The organism is Tsukamurella ocularis, from assembly GCF_965138335.1.
Lineage (GTDB): Bacteria > Actinomycetota > Actinomycetes > Mycobacteriales > Mycobacteriaceae > Tsukamurella > Tsukamurella ocularis_A.
Genome location: NZ_CBCSDV010000019.1, coordinates 73,611 through 90,560 on the forward strand (window position 1 = coordinate 73,611; position 16,950 = coordinate 90,560).

Annotated in this window: 18 protein-coding genes and 2 pseudogenes; 11 read left to right on the forward strand and 9 right to left on the reverse strand. The window is 71.4% G+C overall.

Annotated features, from left to right (window positions below):
- Positions 1-87 precede the first annotated feature (87 nt).
- Entirely contained in the window at positions 88-837 is a 750-nt protein-coding gene (locus tag ACNAYW_RS17140; protein ID WP_415850869.1) for an SDR family NAD(P)-dependent oxidoreductase, read from the forward strand.
- 156 nt (positions 838-993) lie between these two features.
- Here ACNAYW_RS17140 and rpsO read toward each other — a convergent pair whose 3' ends face one another.
- Positions 994-1,263 carry a 30S ribosomal protein S15 gene (gene rpsO / locus ACNAYW_RS17145; protein WP_415850870.1) on the reverse strand — a complete coding sequence of 90 codons (270 nt, stop codon included), beginning with the start codon at positions 1,261-1,263 and terminating at the stop codon, positions 994-996.
- Between the two features lie 89 nt (positions 1,264-1,352).
- Positions 1,353-2,315: a bifunctional riboflavin kinase/FAD synthetase gene (locus ACNAYW_RS17150; protein ID WP_415850871.1), complete on the reverse strand. Its 963-nt coding sequence runs from the start codon at positions 2,313-2,315 to the stop codon at positions 1,353-1,355.
- 34 nt (positions 2,316-2,349) lie between these two features.
- Between ACNAYW_RS17150 and ACNAYW_RS17155 the strand changes: the two genes are divergently transcribed.
- Both ACNAYW_RS17155 and ACNAYW_RS17160 read left to right on the forward strand, forming a co-directional pair.
- Positions 2,350-2,601, forward strand: a 252-nt coding sequence (locus ACNAYW_RS17155; protein WP_415850872.1) for a metal-dependent transcriptional regulator, incomplete at its 3' end; no start/stop codon positions are given.
- Position 2,602: 1 nt separating this feature from the next.
- Positions 2,603-3,048 (forward strand): annotated as a pseudogene (locus ACNAYW_RS17160) (metal-dependent transcriptional regulator); the annotation flags it as partial.
- 10 nt (positions 3,049-3,058) lie between these two features.
- Here the strand turns inward: ACNAYW_RS17160 and ACNAYW_RS17165 are convergent.
- A pseudogene (locus ACNAYW_RS17165) lies at positions 3,059-3,637 on the reverse strand (TetR/AcrR family transcriptional regulator); the annotation flags it as partial.
- Between the two features lie 78 nt (positions 3,638-3,715).
- On the opposite strand from ACNAYW_RS17165, the gene ACNAYW_RS17170 reads away from it, so the two are divergent.
- Both ACNAYW_RS17170 and ACNAYW_RS17175 read left to right on the forward strand, forming a co-directional pair.
- A complete protein-coding gene (locus ACNAYW_RS17170) occupies positions 3,716-4,471 on the forward strand; it encodes an SDR family oxidoreductase (protein ID WP_415850873.1) in 756 nt (251 codons plus the stop codon).
- Positions 4,471-5,664 (forward strand): Cmx/CmrA family chloramphenicol efflux MFS transporter, encoded by a 1,194-nt coding sequence (locus ACNAYW_RS17175; RefSeq protein ID WP_415850874.1) that lies wholly within the window; start codon positions 4,471-4,473, stop codon positions 5,662-5,664. The genes ACNAYW_RS17170 and ACNAYW_RS17175 overlap by 1 nt, the downstream gene beginning before the upstream one ends.
- Here the strand turns inward: ACNAYW_RS17175 and ACNAYW_RS17180 are convergent.
- Both ACNAYW_RS17180 and ACNAYW_RS17185 read right to left on the reverse strand, forming a co-directional pair.
- Positions 5,651-6,319: a DNA alkylation repair protein gene (locus tag ACNAYW_RS17180; RefSeq protein WP_415850875.1), complete on the reverse strand. Its 669-nt coding sequence runs from the start codon at positions 6,317-6,319 to the stop codon at positions 5,651-5,653. The genes ACNAYW_RS17175 and ACNAYW_RS17180 overlap by 14 nt on opposite strands.
- A gap of 32 nt (positions 6,320-6,351) precedes the next feature.
- Entirely contained in the window at positions 6,352-7,425 is a 1,074-nt protein-coding gene (locus ACNAYW_RS17185) for a citrate/2-methylcitrate synthase (protein WP_415850876.1), read from the reverse strand.
- A 55-nt stretch (positions 7,426-7,480) separates the two neighbouring features.
- On the opposite strand from ACNAYW_RS17185, the gene ACNAYW_RS17190 reads away from it, so the two are divergent.
- Positions 7,481-8,614, forward strand: a complete 1,134-nt coding sequence (locus tag ACNAYW_RS17190; RefSeq protein ID WP_415850877.1) for a citrate/2-methylcitrate synthase — start codon at positions 7,481-7,483, stop codon at positions 8,612-8,614.
- Between the two features lie 49 nt (positions 8,615-8,663).
- The gene (locus ACNAYW_RS17195) at positions 8,664-9,788 is read left to right on the forward strand and encodes a GNAT family N-acetyltransferase (protein ID WP_415850878.1); all 1,125 of its coding nucleotides are present in this window, start codon (positions 8,664-8,666) and stop codon (positions 9,786-9,788) included.
- Positions 9,789-9,792: 4 nt separating this feature from the next.
- Here ACNAYW_RS17195 and truB read toward each other — a convergent pair whose 3' ends face one another.
- From truB to ACNAYW_RS17210, 3 genes are read right to left on the reverse strand one after another with little or no spacing between them, the layout of a single operon-like run.
- The gene (gene truB / locus ACNAYW_RS17200) at positions 9,793-10,698 is read right to left on the reverse strand and encodes a tRNA pseudouridine(55) synthase TruB (RefSeq protein WP_415850879.1); all 906 of its coding nucleotides are present in this window, start codon (positions 10,696-10,698) and stop codon (positions 9,793-9,795) included.
- A 1-nt stretch (position 10,699) separates the two neighbouring features.
- Positions 10,700-11,371 (reverse strand): 4'-phosphopantetheinyl transferase family protein, encoded by a 672-nt coding sequence (locus ACNAYW_RS17205; protein WP_415850890.1) that lies wholly within the window; start codon positions 11,369-11,371, stop codon positions 10,700-10,702.
- Positions 11,371-12,435: a metallophosphoesterase family protein gene (locus tag ACNAYW_RS17210; protein ID WP_415850880.1), complete on the reverse strand. Its 1,065-nt coding sequence runs from the start codon at positions 12,433-12,435 to the stop codon at positions 11,371-11,373. The genes ACNAYW_RS17205 and ACNAYW_RS17210 overlap by 1 nt, the downstream gene beginning before the upstream one ends.
- Before the next feature lie 87 nt (positions 12,436-12,522).
- On the opposite strand from ACNAYW_RS17210, the gene ACNAYW_RS17215 reads away from it, so the two are divergent.
- From ACNAYW_RS17215 to ACNAYW_RS17225, 3 genes are all read left to right on the forward strand, one after another.
- Complete coding sequence (locus ACNAYW_RS17215) at positions 12,523-13,461, forward strand: ABC transporter substrate-binding protein (protein WP_415850881.1); 939 nt, start codon at positions 12,523-12,525, stop codon at positions 13,459-13,461.
- A 76-nt stretch (positions 13,462-13,537) separates the two neighbouring features.
- Entirely contained in the window at positions 13,538-14,350 is an 813-nt protein-coding gene (locus ACNAYW_RS17220; RefSeq protein WP_415850882.1) for an ion transporter, read from the forward strand.
- Positions 14,351-14,445: 95 nt separating this feature from the next.
- Positions 14,446-16,167 carry a purine-cytosine permease family protein gene (locus ACNAYW_RS17225; protein WP_415850883.1) on the forward strand — a complete coding sequence of 574 codons (1,722 nt, stop codon included), beginning with the start codon at positions 14,446-14,448 and terminating at the stop codon, positions 16,165-16,167.
- Positions 16,168-16,172: 5 nt separating this feature from the next.
- On the opposite strand, the gene ACNAYW_RS17230 is transcribed toward ACNAYW_RS17225, so the two are convergent.
- The gene (locus ACNAYW_RS17230) at positions 16,173-16,592 is read right to left on the reverse strand and encodes an HNH endonuclease (RefSeq protein WP_415850884.1); all 420 of its coding nucleotides are present in this window, start codon (positions 16,590-16,592) and stop codon (positions 16,173-16,175) included.
- Positions 16,593-16,672: 80 nt separating this feature from the next.
- Here ACNAYW_RS17230 and ACNAYW_RS17235 point away from each other — a divergent pair.
- Positions 16,673-16,904 (forward strand): FmdB family zinc ribbon protein (locus tag ACNAYW_RS17235; protein ID WP_415850885.1); only part of this gene is annotated, 232 nt, incomplete at its 3' end.
- Between the last annotated feature and the right edge of the window lie 46 nt (positions 16,905-16,950).

Here is a 16,950-nt window from a genome sequence, read left to right on the forward strand (position 1 = left end):
TACGGTCAGTGTGAATATCGCCCACGGCGGCGGCGCGTGACGCCGGCTCGCCCGACGGGCCGAGCGAGATCGTGAGACATTCGAACGATGAAGAGACGCGCAGTGGTGACGGGCGGCGGCACGGGCATCGGGCGGGCGATCGCGCACCGTCTGGCCTCCGACGGGAACGACGTGATCATCGTGGGCCGTCGGGAGGGCGTCCTGAGGGAGGCCGCCGCCGCGATCGCCGCCGACGTCGGCACCGATCGAGTACTCGCCGAGACCGCGGACCTGACCGACCCCGACTCGGTGGGCGCCCTCGCCGACCGGATCGGCGCGGGCGGCGCCGTCGACGTCCTGGTGAACAACGTGGGCGGCAACCCCGCCCGCGACGGCGCGCCCGACACCCTCGCGGCGGTCGCGGACTCGTACGCGACGACCTTCCGGCTCAACGTGATCACGGCCGTCCTCGCGACCGAGGCGCTCCGCCCGCACCTCGCCCGCCCCGGCGGCCGGATCGTCTCCATCAGCTCGATCGCGGGCCTTCGCGGCCCGGGGCCGTACGGGGCTGCGAAGGGCGCGCTGCACGCGTGGTCGGCGGGACTCGCCACCGAACTGGCACCGGACGGCGTGACGGCGAACGTGGTCGCGCCCGGCTTCGTCCCGGCGACGGAATTCTGGGCCGACCGCCTGACGTCCGAGCTGCACGACCATCGCGTCGCCCAGATCCCGGCGGGTCGCCCCGGCACGCCCGAGGAGGTCGCCGCCGCGGTGGCCTACCTCGCGGCGCCCGACGCCGGCTGGACCACCGGCCAGATCCTGCAGGTCAACGGCGGCACGCTCCTCGGCCGTGGCTGAAGCACACTCGATTCGCTCAGGATGTCGAGTTCTGCGCGGCCCGAGGTGCGGGAGAACACACGCGCCCCGCGAAACGTCGACATCGTGAGGCGCGTGCCCCGGAAACGCCGAACGGCCCACCCCGGAGATCCGGAGCGGGCCGTTCGGTGAAGGCTCTTAGCGACGCAGGCCGAGACGCTCGATGAGCGTGCGGTAGCGGTTGATGTCGACCGACGCGACGTACTTCAGGAGGCGACGACGACGGCCGACCAGCAGCAGCAGGCCGCGGCGGCTGTGGTGATCGTGCTTGTGCTCCTTGAGGTGCTCGGTCAGGTCCGTGATGCGCTTGGTCAGCATCGCGACCTGCGCCTCGGGCGAGCCCGTGTCGGTCTCGTGCAGGCCGTACTCGGCCAGGATGCTCTTCTTCTGCTCGGTGGTCAGCGCCATGCGAGGCTCCTTGTTCCAGTATCGCGTCGTCAGAATTCCGTGCCGCCACCGCGAACCGCAGCAGGCACGAGAGACCACATTACCAGGGGTCAGGGGATTCCCAGAATCGCGCGGGTCCGGTCCACGTCGCCACCCATCGCATGGAGCAGGGACTCGACGGAGTCGAACCGCTCCATGCCACGCACGCGGTCCACGAAGTCGACCGCCACGTGCTGACCGTAGAGATCGGCCGAGGTGTCCAGCACGAAGGCCTCGACGGTGCGCGTGCGTCCGGAGAACGTGGGGTTGCTGCCGACGGAGACCGCCGCCGGGTATCGCTCGCCCGGCGTCACCTGGCCGACCACGGGACCCACGCCGAGCACTGTGAACCAGGCGGCGTAGACGCCGTCGGCGGGGATCGCCGCGAACATCGGCGGCGCCACGTTCGCCGTCGGGAAGCCGAGCTCGCGGCCGCGGCCGTCGCCGCGCACGACGACGCCCTCGACCCGGTGCGGGCGCCCGAGCGCCTCCGCCGCGGCCTTGACGTCACCCGCATCGACGCAGGAACGGATGTAGGTCGACGAGTAGGTCACCGAGTGCTCGGTGAGGAGCGGCACCGCGTCGACGGAGAAGCCGAACTTGTTGCCGAGCTGCGCGAGCATCTCGACGTTGCCGAGGGCGCGGTACCCGAAGGTGAAGTTGTCCCCGACCACGACCGCGGCGGCGTGCAGCCGCTCGACCAACACGGAGTGCACGAAGTCCTCCGCGGGTTGCGCCATCACGGTGGCGGTGAAGGGCATCACGCAGAAGACGTCGATGCCGAGCTCCTCGGCCAGTTCGGCGCGCCGCGTCAGCGTGGTCAGCTGCGGCGGATGCGAGCCGGGCCGCACCACCTCGGCGGGATGCGGATCGAACGTCATGAGGACCGCGGGGAGGCCACGTTCGTGGGCCTCCGCGGTCGCTCGTGCGATCAATTGGGCGTGTCCACGGTGTACACCGTCGAACACGCCGATCGTCACCACACAGCGTCCCCAGTCCGCGGGAACGTCATCGAGCCCTCGCCAGCGAAGCACGCACTCACCCTATCGGACGGCCTATGGTGGGTGCGTGCCCAAGCCTCCCCTGCCCGATTCGCCGCGCCCCGTCGGCGACCTGTCCGCGGTCACGCAGGACTATCTCAAGCAGATCTGGACCGCCCAGGAGTGGTCCGATGTGAAGGTCACGACCAAGTCGCTCGCCGATGCGCTCGGCGTCTCCGCGTCCACCGCGTCCGAGGCCATCCGCAAGCTCGCAGACCAGGGGCTGGTCGACCACGAGAAGTACGGGGCGGTCACGCTCACGGACGACGGCCGCGCGGCGNCCACGGCGATGGTGCGCCGGCACCGGCTCCTCGAGACGTTCCTGGTCTCCGAGCTCGGCTACGGGTGGGACGAGGTGCACGACGAGGCGGAGGTCCTCGAGCACGCCGTGTCCGAGCGCTTCCTCGCGCGGCTCGACGAGCGCCTCGGCCACCCCCATCGCGACCCGCACGGCGACCCCATCCCCCAGCCCGACGGCACCGTCCCCACGCCCGACGCCTGCCTGCTCTCCGAGCTCGCGGCCGGGCAGTCGGGCACCGTCGCCCGGATCTCCGACTCCGACCCCGAGATGTTGCGGTACTTCCAGGAGGTCGGCATCGCGCCCGACGCGCGGATCGAGGTCGTGGAACTGCGCAAGTTCCTGGGGACGGTCGCCGTGACCGTCGACGGCGGTGCGCCGCTCGACCTGGGCGACGTGGCCGCGCAGGCCATCTGGGTCAGGAGCTGACCGGCCAGGNGGTCGCGGCCACGGCCGCGACCGCCTCCAGTTCCTCGACCGGCACGCCCTCGCGGGCCGCCTCCGCCAGACTGTTCAGGGTCCCGAAGACGAAGCGGGCCAGCGCGAGCGCGTCGACGGCGGCGGGCAGGTCCCCGGATTCGACGTCGCGACCGATGCGCTCGGCCAGGCGCACGACGTTCGCGGACCGCATCGCGGTCATGTAGCCCGTGATCGCGGCGTCCGCCGTACCGGCGTCGCCGCTCACCACCAGGCAACCGCGGGGCAGGCCGGCCCGCGTGTACCGCCGCGGCCCCTCCGCCAGCAGCCGCAGCACGACGTCGCGCGCCGTGGCCTCCTCCGCGAGCGCGGCGCCGATGAACCCGCCGTATGTGCGGTCGTACTCGCCGACGGCCTCTTCGAAGAGCCGCCGCTTGTCGCCGAACGCGCGGTACAGGCTGGGCGCCTCGATCCCCAGCGCCTCCGTGAGATCGCGGATCGAGGTCGCTTCGAAGCCCTTCTCCCAGAACAGCCGGGCCGCGGCATCGAGCGCCGCGTCCCGGTCGAAGGAGCGCGGTCTGCCGCGGTTCGTCGTCGCCATGACCTCATTGTATAGCGATCACTACGAATTGCTGTTACGTTCTTTCCGTATCAGTCACTACGGAATGGAGCGGAGCACGTGAGCGACGATCTGGCAGGCAAGTACGCACTGGTCACGGGAGCGAGTCGCGGGATCGGCCGCGCGATCGCGGACGACCTCGCCGACCGCGGGGCGACGGTGGCGGTCCACTACGGCGCGGACCGCGCGGCAGCGGAAGGGGTGGTGCGCGCGATCGAGGAGCGCGGCCGCCGGGCGTTCCCGATCCGCGCCGAACTCGCCGACGGGGATGCGCCGGCACAGCTGTGGGAGCACTACGACCGCGAGGCGCCGCGCGCCGACATCGTGGTCAACAACGCCGGGATCCTCGGCGGGCGGATCCCGTTCGCCGACGTCGAGCCGGACGTCTTCGACCAGGTGTTGGCGGTGAACACCCGCGCACCCTTCTTCGTCCTCCAGCACGCTCTCCCCCGCCTCGCGGACGGCGGTCGGGTGGTGAACATCTCCACGCGCTTCACGCACGGCTCGTACAACCCGGCCCTCCTGCCGTACGCGATGTCGAAGGCCGCGATCGATGCGCTGACCCACGCGCTCGCCAAGGAACTGGCACCGCGGGCCATCACGGTCAACGCCGTCGGCCCCGGCGGTACGGCGACCGACATGAACGCCGCGCGGCTCGCCACCCCGGAGGGTCGGGCCGCCATGGCCGCCGACTCCCCCCTCGGGCGGATCGGACAGCCCGCCGACATCGCGGGCGTAGTCGGCTTCCTCGTCTCGGACGCCGCCGGGTGGGTCACCGGTCAGTGGATCGACGCGAGCGGCGGGTCGCTGCTGTGATGCCGCCCGCGATCCTCGTCCTCGGGTTCGGGATCTTCGCGCAGGGCACGTCGGAACTCATGCTCGCCGGCCTGATCCCGGAGCTCTCCGCCGACCTGAACGTCTCCATCTCCCGGGCCGGGCTGCTCATCTCCGGCTTCGCGGTGGGGATGATGGTCGGTGCGCCAGTACTTGCGCTGGCCACCCTCGGGTGGCCGAAACGTCGTGCGCTCCTGGTCTTCACCGGCGTCTTCGCTCTGACCCATCTGCTCGCCGCGGCCACCGATTCCTTCGCGGTCCTGCTCGCGACCCGCTTCGTCGGAGCGTTCGTCTACGCGGGCTTCTGGTCGGTCGCCGCCACGACGGCGATGGCCCTCGTCCCGGTGGACCGGCGCGGGCGGGCGATGAGCGTCGTCGCCGGCGGGCTGACCCTGGCGACCGTGATCGGCCTCCCGCTGGGAACCCTGCTGGGCCAGCACGCGGGCTGGCGCGCGACCTTCGTCGCGGTGGCCGTCGCGACGGTCGTCGCGGGTCTCGCGATCGCGACGACGGTGCCCGCGCACATCCCGACCGCGTCGGCCTCGCGCCCCCGGGACGAGATCCGCGCCCTGCGCGCGGGCCGGTTGTGGCTGTCGTATGCGATCACCGCGGCCTCGATAGCCGCGCTGCTGATCTCCTTCGGCTACCTCGGCGCGATGCTCCTCGAGACCGCGCACGCCGCACCCGCGACGGTGCCGGTCGTGCTGGCGCTGTACGGGGTCGGCGCGGTCGCGGGAATCGCGATGGGCGGCCGCCTCGCGGACCGTCGGCCCGGATCGATCCTGGCCGGCGGCACCGTGGCACTCGCGCTCGCCTCGGTGGCGCTCGCCGCGTCGCTCGGACACCCGGTCTCCGCGGCGGTCGCGGCGGCGCTGCTCGGCGCGGCGGGATTCGTCACCAACCCGGCGCTGAACTCGCGGGTCTTCGCGCTCGCCCCGGGTGCGCCGACGCTCGCGCCGGCCTTCACCGTCGCGGCGTTCAACGCGGGGATCGCCGCCGGTCCGTGGCTCGGAGGAACGCTCCTCGACGTCGGGGCCTCCTATCGCGCACTGCCCCTCGCCGGCGCCGCCCTGGCGGTGGTCGCGGCCGCGCTCGCCGTGGCGGACGCAGCGGCCGCCCGGGCCGCGCGCCGCACCGCCACGGAGCGGCCGGCGGAGTGCCTCACAGGTGCTTGAGCGCCTCGCGCCGGGAGAGCCCACTGAGCTGCGCTTCGTGCGCCGCCACGTAGGCGCGGACCCAGTCCGGATCGGTCTTGCCGTGCTCGCGCAGCGCCCAGCCGATGGCCTTGCGCAGGAAGAACTCCGGCTCGTCGAGCGCCGGCTCGATCACCTCCGCCAGGAGCTCGGCGTCGAGCCGGTCCTTCCGGCCGAGCTGGGAGAGGATCGCGAGGCGACGCAGCCACAGGTCCTCGCCGCGGCTCCACGCGCGGACCACGGCCGCGGTGTCCGCCGGGTGCGCGTCGTGGAGCGCGGCGATGTGCCGGGCGGTCTCGTCGACGTGGTCCCACCAGGCTCCGGTCACGGCGATGTGCTCGTGCACCGGAAGCAGGGCGGGATCGCCCTTTCCGAGCCGGTGGCGCAGCATGTTCTGCGCGGCGTATCGCTCCTCGCGGTACTCGGCGTCGTCCCAGAGCGCGAGAACGGCGGCGCGCAACTCACCCACGTCGGCGGGCGGGTGGTCACGACGCACGGCGGCCGTGATGGTGCGCACCTGCGGCGAGGGCACCCCGAGGAAGGGCATCGCGGATTTCATGTACGCCTGCATCTTCGGCGCCCGCTCGGGGTCCGCGGCGGCCCTCAGCCCCGACCGGATCCCGTCGACCAGCTTCACCTCGTCATCACGCGCGCGATGCTACTCGCCGATCATCGCGGTCCGCCGGTGTTCGTGCCGCGCCAGCGCAGCGGCGCCTCCTCGTACTCCTCGGCGATGTGCGCCGCCATCCCGACGGTGCGCCCGTACTGGAACAGCACCTCCGTGGCACGCGCCGGGAGTCCCAGCGCGTGCGCGACCACGGCGCCCGCCATGTCGATGTTCACCGCCCGGTCCACCCGGTCGGTCAGAACCGAGACCGCCTGCAGGGCGGGTGCATCCGGCTGGTCGGCGCGGATCAGGCCCAGCACAACGGTGGCCCGCGGGTCCTCGCCCGTGTAGACGACGTGACCGAAGCCGTCGAGGTGCCCGCCCCAGGAGGCATCGGCGATCGCCGCGTCCACGTCGCCGTCCCCGAGCACCCGGCCGAGCATGGCGTACGCCGCAGCCGGAGCACCGCCGTGCAGCACCCCCGCCATGGCGCCGTACCCTGCGAGCAGCGCGTCGTAGAGACCTGCCCGCGCAGACGCCGCGACGCGCGCGGCGGTCGTGGACGCCGCCAGCCCATTGTCGATGAGGCAGGTCGCGAGCGCGTCGACCCACGGGTGCTCGAGGCGGACCTCGGGGACGAGAGCCCCGAGCACCGGCAACAGGCCGAGCGCACGTTCGGCCACGTGGGACCGGTCCGCCCGCAACGGATCCTGCGCCGCGAGCAGCGCGACGGCGAGCGGTATCCGCCGCTCCAGCGCCACCGACCGCGCCGCGTCGAGATCGACCGCGGGCGGATCCACGGCGATGTCCGTCTCCACCACGAAGCGCGCCGCCGCCGCGAAGTCCATCTCCGCGCAGACCTGCGCGATCGGACGCCCGCGCAGATGCAGAGCATCGCCGCGGAGCGCGGACACGCGGGTGGTCACCGCACGGAACCGCAGCAGACGGTCCGCCTCGCGGCGGCCGTCGTGTTTGGCCGCGGCGAGCGAATCGACCTCGGTGCGATCGAAGAGCGATTCCGCCTGCCCCGGCATGCGCCGCGAATGCAGGACGCCGCGGCTCACGTAGGAGTACAACGTGCCGCGCTTGACGCCCAGCCGCTCGGCCGCCTCCGAGGTCGTGATCCACCGGTCCACGACCTTGATTGAATCAACATTGCGGGTATTGATCAACATCGCCGACACTCGACCCATGACCACACCGCTCATCGCCCCGGCGGGGCTCAAGAACGTCATCGTCACCGACACCGCGATCGGCGATGTCCGCGGCGAGGAGGGCTACTTCCACTACCGCGGCCACGACGCGACCCGCCTCGCGACGGAGGTGTCCTTCGAGGACGCCTGGCACCTCGTCCTGTTCGGCGAGCTCCCCCGGCCCGACGAGGCCGCCGCCTTCCGCCGGCGCGTGGGCGACCTCCGCGCGCTCGACGGGCGCACCGTCGACCTGCTGCGGGCCACCGTCGGACCGGATACCGAGCCCATGCACGCACTCCGCGTCGCGCTCGCCGCGCTCGGTCTCGGCGACCGGCCGCTCATGGACCTCCCGGAGGACGCGCGGACCGAGGCCGCGGTGCGCTACGCCGCGGTGACGCCGTCGGTCCTCGCCGCGGCGCACCGCCTGGCCCGCGGCGAGGAGCCCGTCGAGGCCGACCCCGGCGCCGGCCACGCCGCGGACTACCTCCGGATGTCCACGGGGAACACCGACCCGGACGCCGCGGCCGCGCTGCAGACCTACCTCGTCGCGACCATCGACCACGGCTTCAACGCCTCGACCTTCGCCGGTCGCGTCATCGCCTCGACGGGGTCGGACATGTCCTCGTGCCTGCTGGGCGCGCTGGGCGCCTTCCTCGGGCCGCTGCACGGCGGGGCGCCGAGCCGGGCGCTGGCGGCGCTCGACGAGATCGGCGACCCCGCGCGCACCCGGGAGTGGGTGCGCGGGAAGATCGCCGGGGACGAGAAGATCATGGGCTTCGGGCACGCCGTGTACCGCACGCACGACCCGCGGTCGGAACTGCTCAAACGGATCGTGACCCGCTTCGACTCGCCGCTGGTGCGGCAGGCGCTCGCGGTCGAGGCGGAGATCGAGGCGGCGATCAATGAGCTCAAGCCGGGCCGCAGCCTGTACGCGAACGTCGAGTTCTACGCCGGCGTGCTCATGAGCGAGGTGGGCCTCCCGCCGTCGATGTTCACGCCGACCTTCGGTGCGGCCCGAGTGGTCGGCTGGACCGCGAACGTCCTCGAGCAGGTGCGACAGGGAAAGATCATCCGGCCGTCCGCTCGCTATACGGGCCCGTTCGGTGCACCGAGTGATCTCACGAGCATGTGAGGGTTCACAGAGTTCGCGATGTCGAGGACTTTTGCAATATCATCACGGGATGACGAGTACGAATGCCGGCCGCTACAAGATCGGCGACCACGTAGTGGAACTGCGCAACCTCCGCCTGGCCGACGGCGCGTCATGGCGCAGGACCAGGCTCGACCACGAGGAGTGGCTACGGTCGGCGTTCACCGAGCCCGGAGTGTCGTGGGAGTCGAAGCACACCACCGCCGCCTGGGCCGAGGAGTGGTGGAACGCCCGCGATGCGAAGGACATCCTGCTCTCGCGCATCCTGACCGTCGACGACGGCGACGGCCCGCGCGTCGTCGGACAGCAGTCGGTCACCGGACCCGATCCGCGCACCGGCCAGGCCGAGACACTCACTTGGGTCGCCGGCTTGCCCAACTCGAAGACGGTCACGCGGTGGATGTCGGCGGTCGACGTCCTCGATGCGTTCGAGCAGTTCCCGCAGATCTCCGCGATGCTGGCGGTGCAGCCGGTCGAGAACCGCGGCTCGCTCGCGCTGGCCAAATCGCTCGGCTTCACCTATCTGCAGACCTTGGGTTCGTTGCGCCCGTACGCGGGTGAACCCACGGACCACACCATCTACGTCTTGCACAACACCGCGGAGAATCGACGTTCTTTGCGCGAAGTCATCGAGTCGATCGCTCCGGAGCCGCTGCCCGCCAGCCGCGCACCACTCCCCCCTGCGCACGCGGCCGTCGACCTGGCGCGGATCGCCGTTCGGCGACTACGCGCACGTCGTACTACGGGAGCGGTCGCGCCCACGCGGGCGCTCCCCGCGCGGACGCGCTCCGACGACGGACTCGACATCGCTTTCGGCGCTGAGCGCGACGGTCGGTATCCCACGACCGTCGACGGAGAGTCGATCGGCGAGCTTCAGGTGACCGTCGACGGGGGTACCTCCACGACTACGATCATCGACTGGCTGCGCGCCGACGCGCCGCCCGCGGTCGCCTCAGCGACCATCGTCGCGGCCTGCCGCGCCATCGCGGAACACCAGGACACTCGACGCTTGACGGTGGCGCTGGCCGAGCGGCACGCTCTCGCCCACGAGCCCCTCACCGCCATCGGCTTCGTGTCCGAAGGACAGACCTTGCCGACGCTCGGAGACGAGGGCTCACCGCGGGAGTCGTGGACCCGCATCCGAGACGACGCGTAGCCGCTCAGGCGGACGGCCGCACCACGAAGACCGAGCTCGCGCGCTTGCCGCTCTCCTGCAGCAGCGCGAAGGCACGGCCGCCGGCGGTGACGGCGGCGTAGACGCCCGGCATGCCGATCGGGTCGAGCCATCGACCCAACGCGAGATCGACGGCCTGCTCGTCCGTGATCTCGCGGGTGGCGAAGCCCGTGGCGATCGCCTCGTCGATGCCGTACGACAGGCGCGGCGCCTCGAAGAGCTCGTCGAGGGTGATCGCGTGATCGAGCCCGTAGGGCCCGACCCGGGTGCGGCGCAGCGCGGTGAGGTGCCCGCCCACGCCGAGCGCGGCACCCAGGTCGCGGGCGAGCGCCCGCACGTAGGTGCCGGACGAGCACTCGACGGTCACGTCGACGTCGAGGTACTCGCCCTCGCGGCGGAAGGCGTGCGCCGCGAACTCGTCGACGGTGACCGGCCGGGCCGTGAGCTGTACGTCGGCGCCCTCGCGGACCAGCTGGTGGGCCCGCTTACCATCGACCTTGATGGCGCTCACGCTGCTCGGGACCTGCTCGATCTCGCCCGTCAGCGGGGCCATCGCGGCGCGCACCGCGTCGTCGGCCAGGCCCGCTGCGGAGGCGCCGCCCGTCACCTCTCCTTCGGCGTCGTCGGTCGACGTCGAGGCGCCGAGCCGGACGGTGGCCGAGTACTCCTTGGTGGTCAGGGCGAGGTGGCCGAGCAGCTTCGTCGCGCGTTCGATGCCGATCACCAGTACGCCCGTCGCCATCGGGTCGAGGGTGCCGGCGTGCCCGACCTTGCGCGTACCCATCGCCCGCCGGCAGCGCGCGACGACGTCGTGGCTGGTGAGGCCCGCGGGCTTGTCGACGATGACGAGCCCGGCGCCGTCGGGCTCGAGGAAGCCTCTGCTGGAGGTCATGTCACACCACCGCGATCGAGGTCACGATGAGGCCGTCGGTGATCCGCCACCGGCCGTCGAGGACGGCGAGCGGCGCGCCGCCGTCGGTGGCCCGCCCGTCGATGAGGATGCGGGAACGGAAGGTGCCGGCGGCGGCACCGTCGTCCGTGCGCTCGGTGAGGTCGAAGGTGATCTCCGCGTCCTCGAAGCCGAGCCAGCGCCCGGTGATCGGGTTCCACGCCTTGTACGTGGCCTCCTTCGCGCAGAACAGGAGGCGGTCCCAGTGCAGCCCGTCGTCGGGGCGCGCGGCGAGCACCTCCCGCTCGGACTCGACGGAGACCGTCGGCAGCACCTTGTCGGGCAGGGCGAGATGCGGCTCGGCGTCGATGCCGATGGTGCGCACGCCCATCCGGTAGCCCACGACCGCGCCGCGGTAGCCGTCGCAGTGGGTCAGGGCGCCCACGACGTTGCGCGGCCAGTCCACGCCGCCGCCCTCACCCTTGACGAGCACCGCATCGCCGATACCCAACTCGCCCAGCGCTTCTCGGGCGAGGTGACGCACCGTCGCGTACTCGGCCTGCCGCTTGGGTACGGCCTTGGCGATCTGTGCGGCCTCGCGCGGATGCAGGGGCGCGTCCACATCGGCGTGCGCCTCCCGGGCGACCACGCCCCGCGGCAGCATCGATTGCAGGATCACTTCTCCCCCTCCTTCGCGCGCGCCGCGCGACCGGACTCCCCGGAGCCGCCGGGCCCGGCGCCGGACTCCCGCGCCGCCCGACGCTCGGCGATCCGCTCCCGCGCGGCGACGCGGCGGTCGCTCAGGCGCTCCTGGGCCGCCGCGCGTTCGGCGGCGAACCTCTCCGGGTCGTCCCGGTACTTCGGATCCACCTCGAAGTGCACGCCGTAGTGGCCCAGCGACTCCTCGGTGTACTCCGGCGCGGGCAGGATCCGGCGCAGCAGCGGATCGGGCAGGCCCCGTTCCTGCCACTCCCGCGGGTACCCCACGGAGACCTCCTCGAACCGCACCCCGTCGTACCAGGTGGTGCGCGGGATGTGCAGGTGGCCGTACACGACGGCCTCGGCGTCGTAGCGCACGTGCCAGTCCCGCGTTTCGACGGTGCCGCACCACAGCGCGAAATCCGGGTAGAACAGCACCTCGGTGGGCTCGCGGCGCAGCGGCCAGTGGTTCACCAGTACCGTCCGGGTGCCCGCGGGCAGCGCGGCCAGCCTGCGGCGGGTGTACTCCAGCCGGGCCCGGCACCAGGCGTCGCGCGTGGCGTAGGGCTCGGGCGAGAGCAGGAACTCGTCGGTGGCCACCACGCTCTTCTCCTTCGCGCGGGCCAGGGCCTGCAGCACGGTGAGCCCCTCGTCGCGGAAGCTGTAGTCGTAGAGCAGGAACATCGGGACGATCGTCACGGGCCCGGCGGCGGCGTCCTCGAAGACCGGGAACGGGTCCTCCGGCGTGAGCACGCCGTGGTGCCGGCAGATCTCGACGAGGTGGTCGTACCGCGCCCCACCGAAGACCTGCATCGGGTCCTTCGAGGTGGTGTAGAGCTCGTGGTTGCCGGGGACCCAGATCAGCTTCTCGAACCGCGGAGCGAGGGCGCCGAGCACCTCGTCGAGCTGATCGGTGCGCTCGCAGAGGTCGCCCGCCAGGATCAGCCAGTCGTCGGACGACTCGGGCTGGACCCGCTCGACGATCCCCTCGTTGCCGCGGTGCCCGACGTGCAGGTCACTGATCGCCCAGAGCTTCGCCACCCCTCCACGCTACCGGGCGGCGTTCGGAGCGCAGGCACACCCCGACCTTCTGTAAAGGTAAGCCTAACCGAATGCTATCTTTCCGGCATGACGATCGCGCCAGGACCGAACCGCCGCCGCTTCTTCGCCGCCTCGCTGACGGTGGCCGCCGCCGTGACACTCGCCTCCTGCGGGTCCGGCGCCGACGCCGCGCCGACGGAGACGCGCACCGTCGCCCATGCCATGGGCGAGACGCAGGTGCCGACGAACCCCCAGCGCATCGTGGTCATCGACTCGCCGCACACGGACGCCCTCGTCGCGCTGGGCATCAAGCCGGTCGGCGCCGCCGTCGCCGCCGCGAACGACGGCTTCCCCGGGTACCTGCGCGACAAGCTCGACGGGACCGCGAACGTCGGCCTGATCTCCGGCCCCAGCCTCGAGGAGATCGCCACGCTGAAGCCCGACCTCATCATCGGCTCGAAAGTCCGGCACGAGAAGCTCTACCCGCAGCTCTCCGCCATCGCCCCCACCGTGTACTCGGTGGACACCGGCACCAACTGGAAGGAGCAGGCGAACATCACCGCGCTGGCGGTGAACCGCTCGCAGCAGATGACCGAGCAGCTCGCCGCACTCGACACCCGCGCCGCCGAAGTGGGCCGGAAGGTCGGCGCCCCCGGCAAGTCGGTCTCGATCGTGCGCTGGCGGGCGAACGGCACGTTCCGGATCTACGGCCCCGGCACGTTCTCGGGCAGCGTGATCACCGCGATGGGCTTCAGCATCCCGCCGAAGCCGTGGAGCGAGTACTCGATGATCGAGCCGTCGCTGGAGAACTTCACGGAGATCAACGGCGACTACGTCTTCCACACACCCGGCGCCAACTCGGCCGCCACCCGGCAGACCGTGACCGATCGGTGGGGCGCGCTGCCCGCCGTGGCCGCGGACCGCGCGTTCGCGGTCGACGACGAGACCTGGATGGTGGGGATCGGCGTCCTCGGCGCCGGCCGCATCATCGACGACGTGCAGCGCCACCTGCCGCCCGCCGCCTGATCGCGGCGCCGCGCGCAGAAGCCGGTCCGCGCGGACAGGCCTCCCCTCGGCCCGCGTCTCAGTAGTGTCGGACCCGATGAACGCCACGACCGACGCCCGACTCGCTCCCTACCCGCGAAAACCTCCCGTCCTGTGGACGGACTGGGCGATGGTGGCGCTCGCCTTCGTCTCCGTGGGACTGATCGTCTGGATCACCTTCTTCGACGTCTCGCCGACCACGCTCAACGCCGTCCTGATCGTGGACGCGGTCATCTGCGCGATCTTCGCCGCCGAGTTCCTGTGGCGCTGGCGTCAGGTGGGCTGGCACCACCGGTTCCTCCTGGTCAACTGGTACGAGATCCTGGGCATGATCCCCGCCGTCGTGGTGACCTCGCCCATCCCGCGCGCGTTCCGCATCATCCGGATCGCGGTGGCGCTGGCCCGCCTCGCCCGCGCGATCGACCGGATCTACGGCGACCGGATCACGGCGGCCGTCGTGAACCGGGCCACCGACACCGTCGTCGATGCGGTCAAGCGCCCCATCACCGTCGCCGTCCTCGACGAGGTCGCCGAGGTGCTCAAGTCCGGCCACTACACGAAGAACATCGCCGCCGCGCTCGAGGAGAACAAGCCCGAGATGAGCGGGATGATCCTCGAGACGATCAAGAACGACCCGCAGACGAAGCGGGTCAAGTACATCCCGTTCCACGACGAGATCATCCAGCTCATCGTGGACACCACCTTCCGGATGGTGCTGCAGGTGCTGGCCGACGAGCGGACCGATGAGCTGGTCGCCGACATGCTGCGCGAGAACATCGACCAGATCCGCGATTCCGTGAAGCGCAAGGAGGACGCGGAGACGCGGGCGAAGCCCGGAAACACCGCCGTCATCCGCCGCCCGACCCCGTAACCGGTCCGTTACGGCGCAGTCACCCCGGCCGAACGCCCCGCGAGCACGATTCTCCCCAACCCCGCACCGGGTGGTGCGGGCCGGAAGGGACAACCGTGACCGCACTGCAACCCGCGGAGGCCGAAGGCGCACCGTCGACCAAGCTCCGCGACGCCGCCGCGCGCGAGACGCTCGAGGACTACACACTCCGGTTCGCGCCGCGCAGCTACCGCAAGTGGGGCCCCGCCGTGGTCGCCACCTCGGCGCTCGGCGGCATCGCCTACCTCGCCGACTTCGCGATCGGCGCCAACATCGGCATCGCCGGTGGCACGGGCAACGCGCTCCTGGGTATCGGCTTCTTCGCGATCGTCATCATGGCGACGGGGCTGCCGCTGTCCTATTACGCGGCGCGGTACAACATCGACCTCGACCTCATCACCCGCGGCAGCGGCTTCGGTTACTACGGCTCGGTGCTGACCAACGTCATCTTCGCCTCTTTCACCTTCATCTTCTTCGCGCTCGAGGGCGCGATCATGGCGCAGGGCCTCAAGCTCGGCCTGGGCATCCCGCTGCCCGTCGGCTACTTCGTCAGTTCCGTCATGGTGATCCCGCTGGTCATCTACGGCATGAACACCCTCGCGAAGCTGCAGGTATGGACGACTCCCATCTGGCTCGTGATGATGGTGCTGCCGTTCGCCTACCTGCTCTTCAGTCATCCGGAGGCGATCGGCGACTTCTTCGCGTACTCGGGCACCGACATCGTGCGCGACGGTGCCGGGAACGTCGTCTCCGCCACGCCCGCCGGGCACGGCGTGAGCCTGGCCGGCACCATGCTGGCCGCCGGCGTCTGCCTCTCCTTGATCGCCCAGATCGCCGAGCAGATCGACTACCTGCGGTTCATGCCGCCCAAGACCGCGCAGAACCGGCGCGCCTGGTGGACCGCGATGCTCACCGCGGGGCCCGGCTGGGTCGTCTTCGGCGCCATCAAGCAGGTCGTGGGCCTCTTCCTCGCCGTTTACCTCATCGCGCAGACCGCGGACAACGCCGGCATCGCGAACGAGCCCGTGCACCAGTTCGTGGAGATCTACCAGGACTTCCTGCCCGGCTGGCTCGCCGTCACCCTGGCCGTGATCCTCGTGGTGATCAGCCAGATCAAGATCAACGTGACCAACGCCTACTCCGGCTCGCTGGCGTGGACCAACAGCTTCACCCGCGTGACCAAGACCTACCCAGGCCGCCTCGTCTTCGTGGTGCTCAACGTGGCGATCGCGCTGGTGTTGATGGAGGCCGACATGTTCAGCTTCCTCAACTCGATCCTCGGCTTCTACGCCAACCTGGGCATCGCCTGGATCGTGGCCGTCGCCAGCGACATCGCCATCAACAAGTACCTGCTGAAGATCTCGCCCAAGGACCCGGAGTTCCGGCGCGGCATGCTCTACGACCTCAACCCGGTCGGCGTCGTCACCCTGATCGTCGCCGGCGGCCTGTCGATCGCCGCGTTCTTCGGGCTCCTCGGTTCGGGCCTGCAGCCCTACTCGCCGCTCGTCGCGCTGGTGCTCGCACTGGTGCTGCCGCCCGTGCTGGCCGTCGCCACCCGCGGCAAGTACTACCTGCGGCGCGGCGACGACGGGATCGACCTCCCGATGTTCGACGAGGACGGCAACCCGTCGGGCGAGAAGCTCCTCTGCTGCGTGACCGGGATCGAGTTCGAGCGGCCCGACATGGTCGCCTCCGCCGTCCCCGGCCCGAGCGGAGAGAAGCAGTACATCAGCTCGCTGGCCCTCTCGACGGACAAGTCCGGCGAGCACGTCCTGCCCGCCGATCCGCCGGTGAGGTAGCTCCGTCAGGAAGCCTCGACCACTCCGCCCGACGGTGCCCCGACCTCCCCGGTCGGCGCACCGTCGTCGGTGTTCCGCAGGTGCATGAGGATCTCGGCGTGGCCCTGCAGGAAGGCCCGCTCGTCGAGCTTCTTGCGGCGCATCCACCCCGTGACCTCGGAGTTGCACTTGCTCGCATTGCACGAACGGCACGCGGGTACCACGTTCTGCTGGGTGTAGCGGCCGCCGCGCGAGATCGGTAGGACGCAGTCCTTCTGGAAGGGGCCGGCTCCTCCGCAGTAGGCGCACGCGCCCCACAGGCCGAGCAGTTCCTCCCACTGGACGGCGGTCAGGTCGTTATCGGCGGCGGCCACGCGCTTCGCGCGGCGGCGGGCGATCCTGGCCTTGCGGGTCCGCGCACGCGGCGGGGTCGACTTCGGGGGCACGGACACACGGTACTCACCGAAAACGATACCGATTCGGTAGTTCCCCCTCGGGAACCGGACGAAAGGAATACGGTCCACACATGCCTACCTATGAATTCCGGTGCAGCAGTTGCGGACCCTTCGACGCCGTGTTCAGCATGCGCGAGGTCCCCGCGACGACCGCGTGCCGGTGCGGCGCTCCGGCGCGTCGCGGCATCACGGCGCCCCGGCTGGGCAGCGGCGCGTCGGGCGCGATGCGCCTGCTCGACGCCACCAAGGCGACGGCGGACCGGCCCGCCGTCGTATCCGCGCCGCCCGGCCGGGCCGCCGGCGNNGNNNNCCGGCCCCGCGGCCGCGAGCACCCCCGCACCCTCGGCAC

What these genes read in the sequence shown, in the direction of transcription:
- ACNAYW_RS17140 (WP_415850869.1), top strand. Translation starts at nt 88, where the DNA reads ATGAAGAGACGCGCAGTGGTGACGGGCGGCGGCACGGGCATCGGGCGG.
- rpsO (WP_415850870.1), bottom strand. Translation starts at nt 1,263, where the DNA reads ATGGCGCTGACCACCGAGCAGAAGAAGAGCATCCTGGCCGAGTACGGC.
- ACNAYW_RS17175 (WP_415850874.1), top strand. Translation starts at nt 4,471, where the DNA reads ATGCCGCCCGCGATCCTCGTCCTCGGGTTCGGGATCTTCGCGCAGGGC.
- ACNAYW_RS17190 (WP_415850877.1), top strand. Translation starts at nt 7,481, where the DNA reads ATGACCACACCGCTCATCGCCCCGGCGGGGCTCAAGAACGTCATCGTC.
- ACNAYW_RS17195 (WP_415850878.1), top strand. Translation starts at nt 8,664, where the DNA reads ATGACGAGTACGAATGCCGGCCGCTACAAGATCGGCGACCACGTAGTG.
- truB (WP_415850879.1), bottom strand. Translation starts at nt 10,698, where the DNA reads ATGACCTCCAGCAGAGGCTTCCTCGAGCCCGACGGCGCCGGGCTCGTC.
- ACNAYW_RS17215 (WP_415850881.1), top strand. Translation starts at nt 12,523, where the DNA reads ATGACGATCGCGCCAGGACCGAACCGCCGCCGCTTCTTCGCCGCCTCG.
- ACNAYW_RS17220 (WP_415850882.1), top strand. Translation starts at nt 13,538, where the DNA reads ATGAACGCCACGACCGACGCCCGACTCGCTCCCTACCCGCGAAAACCT.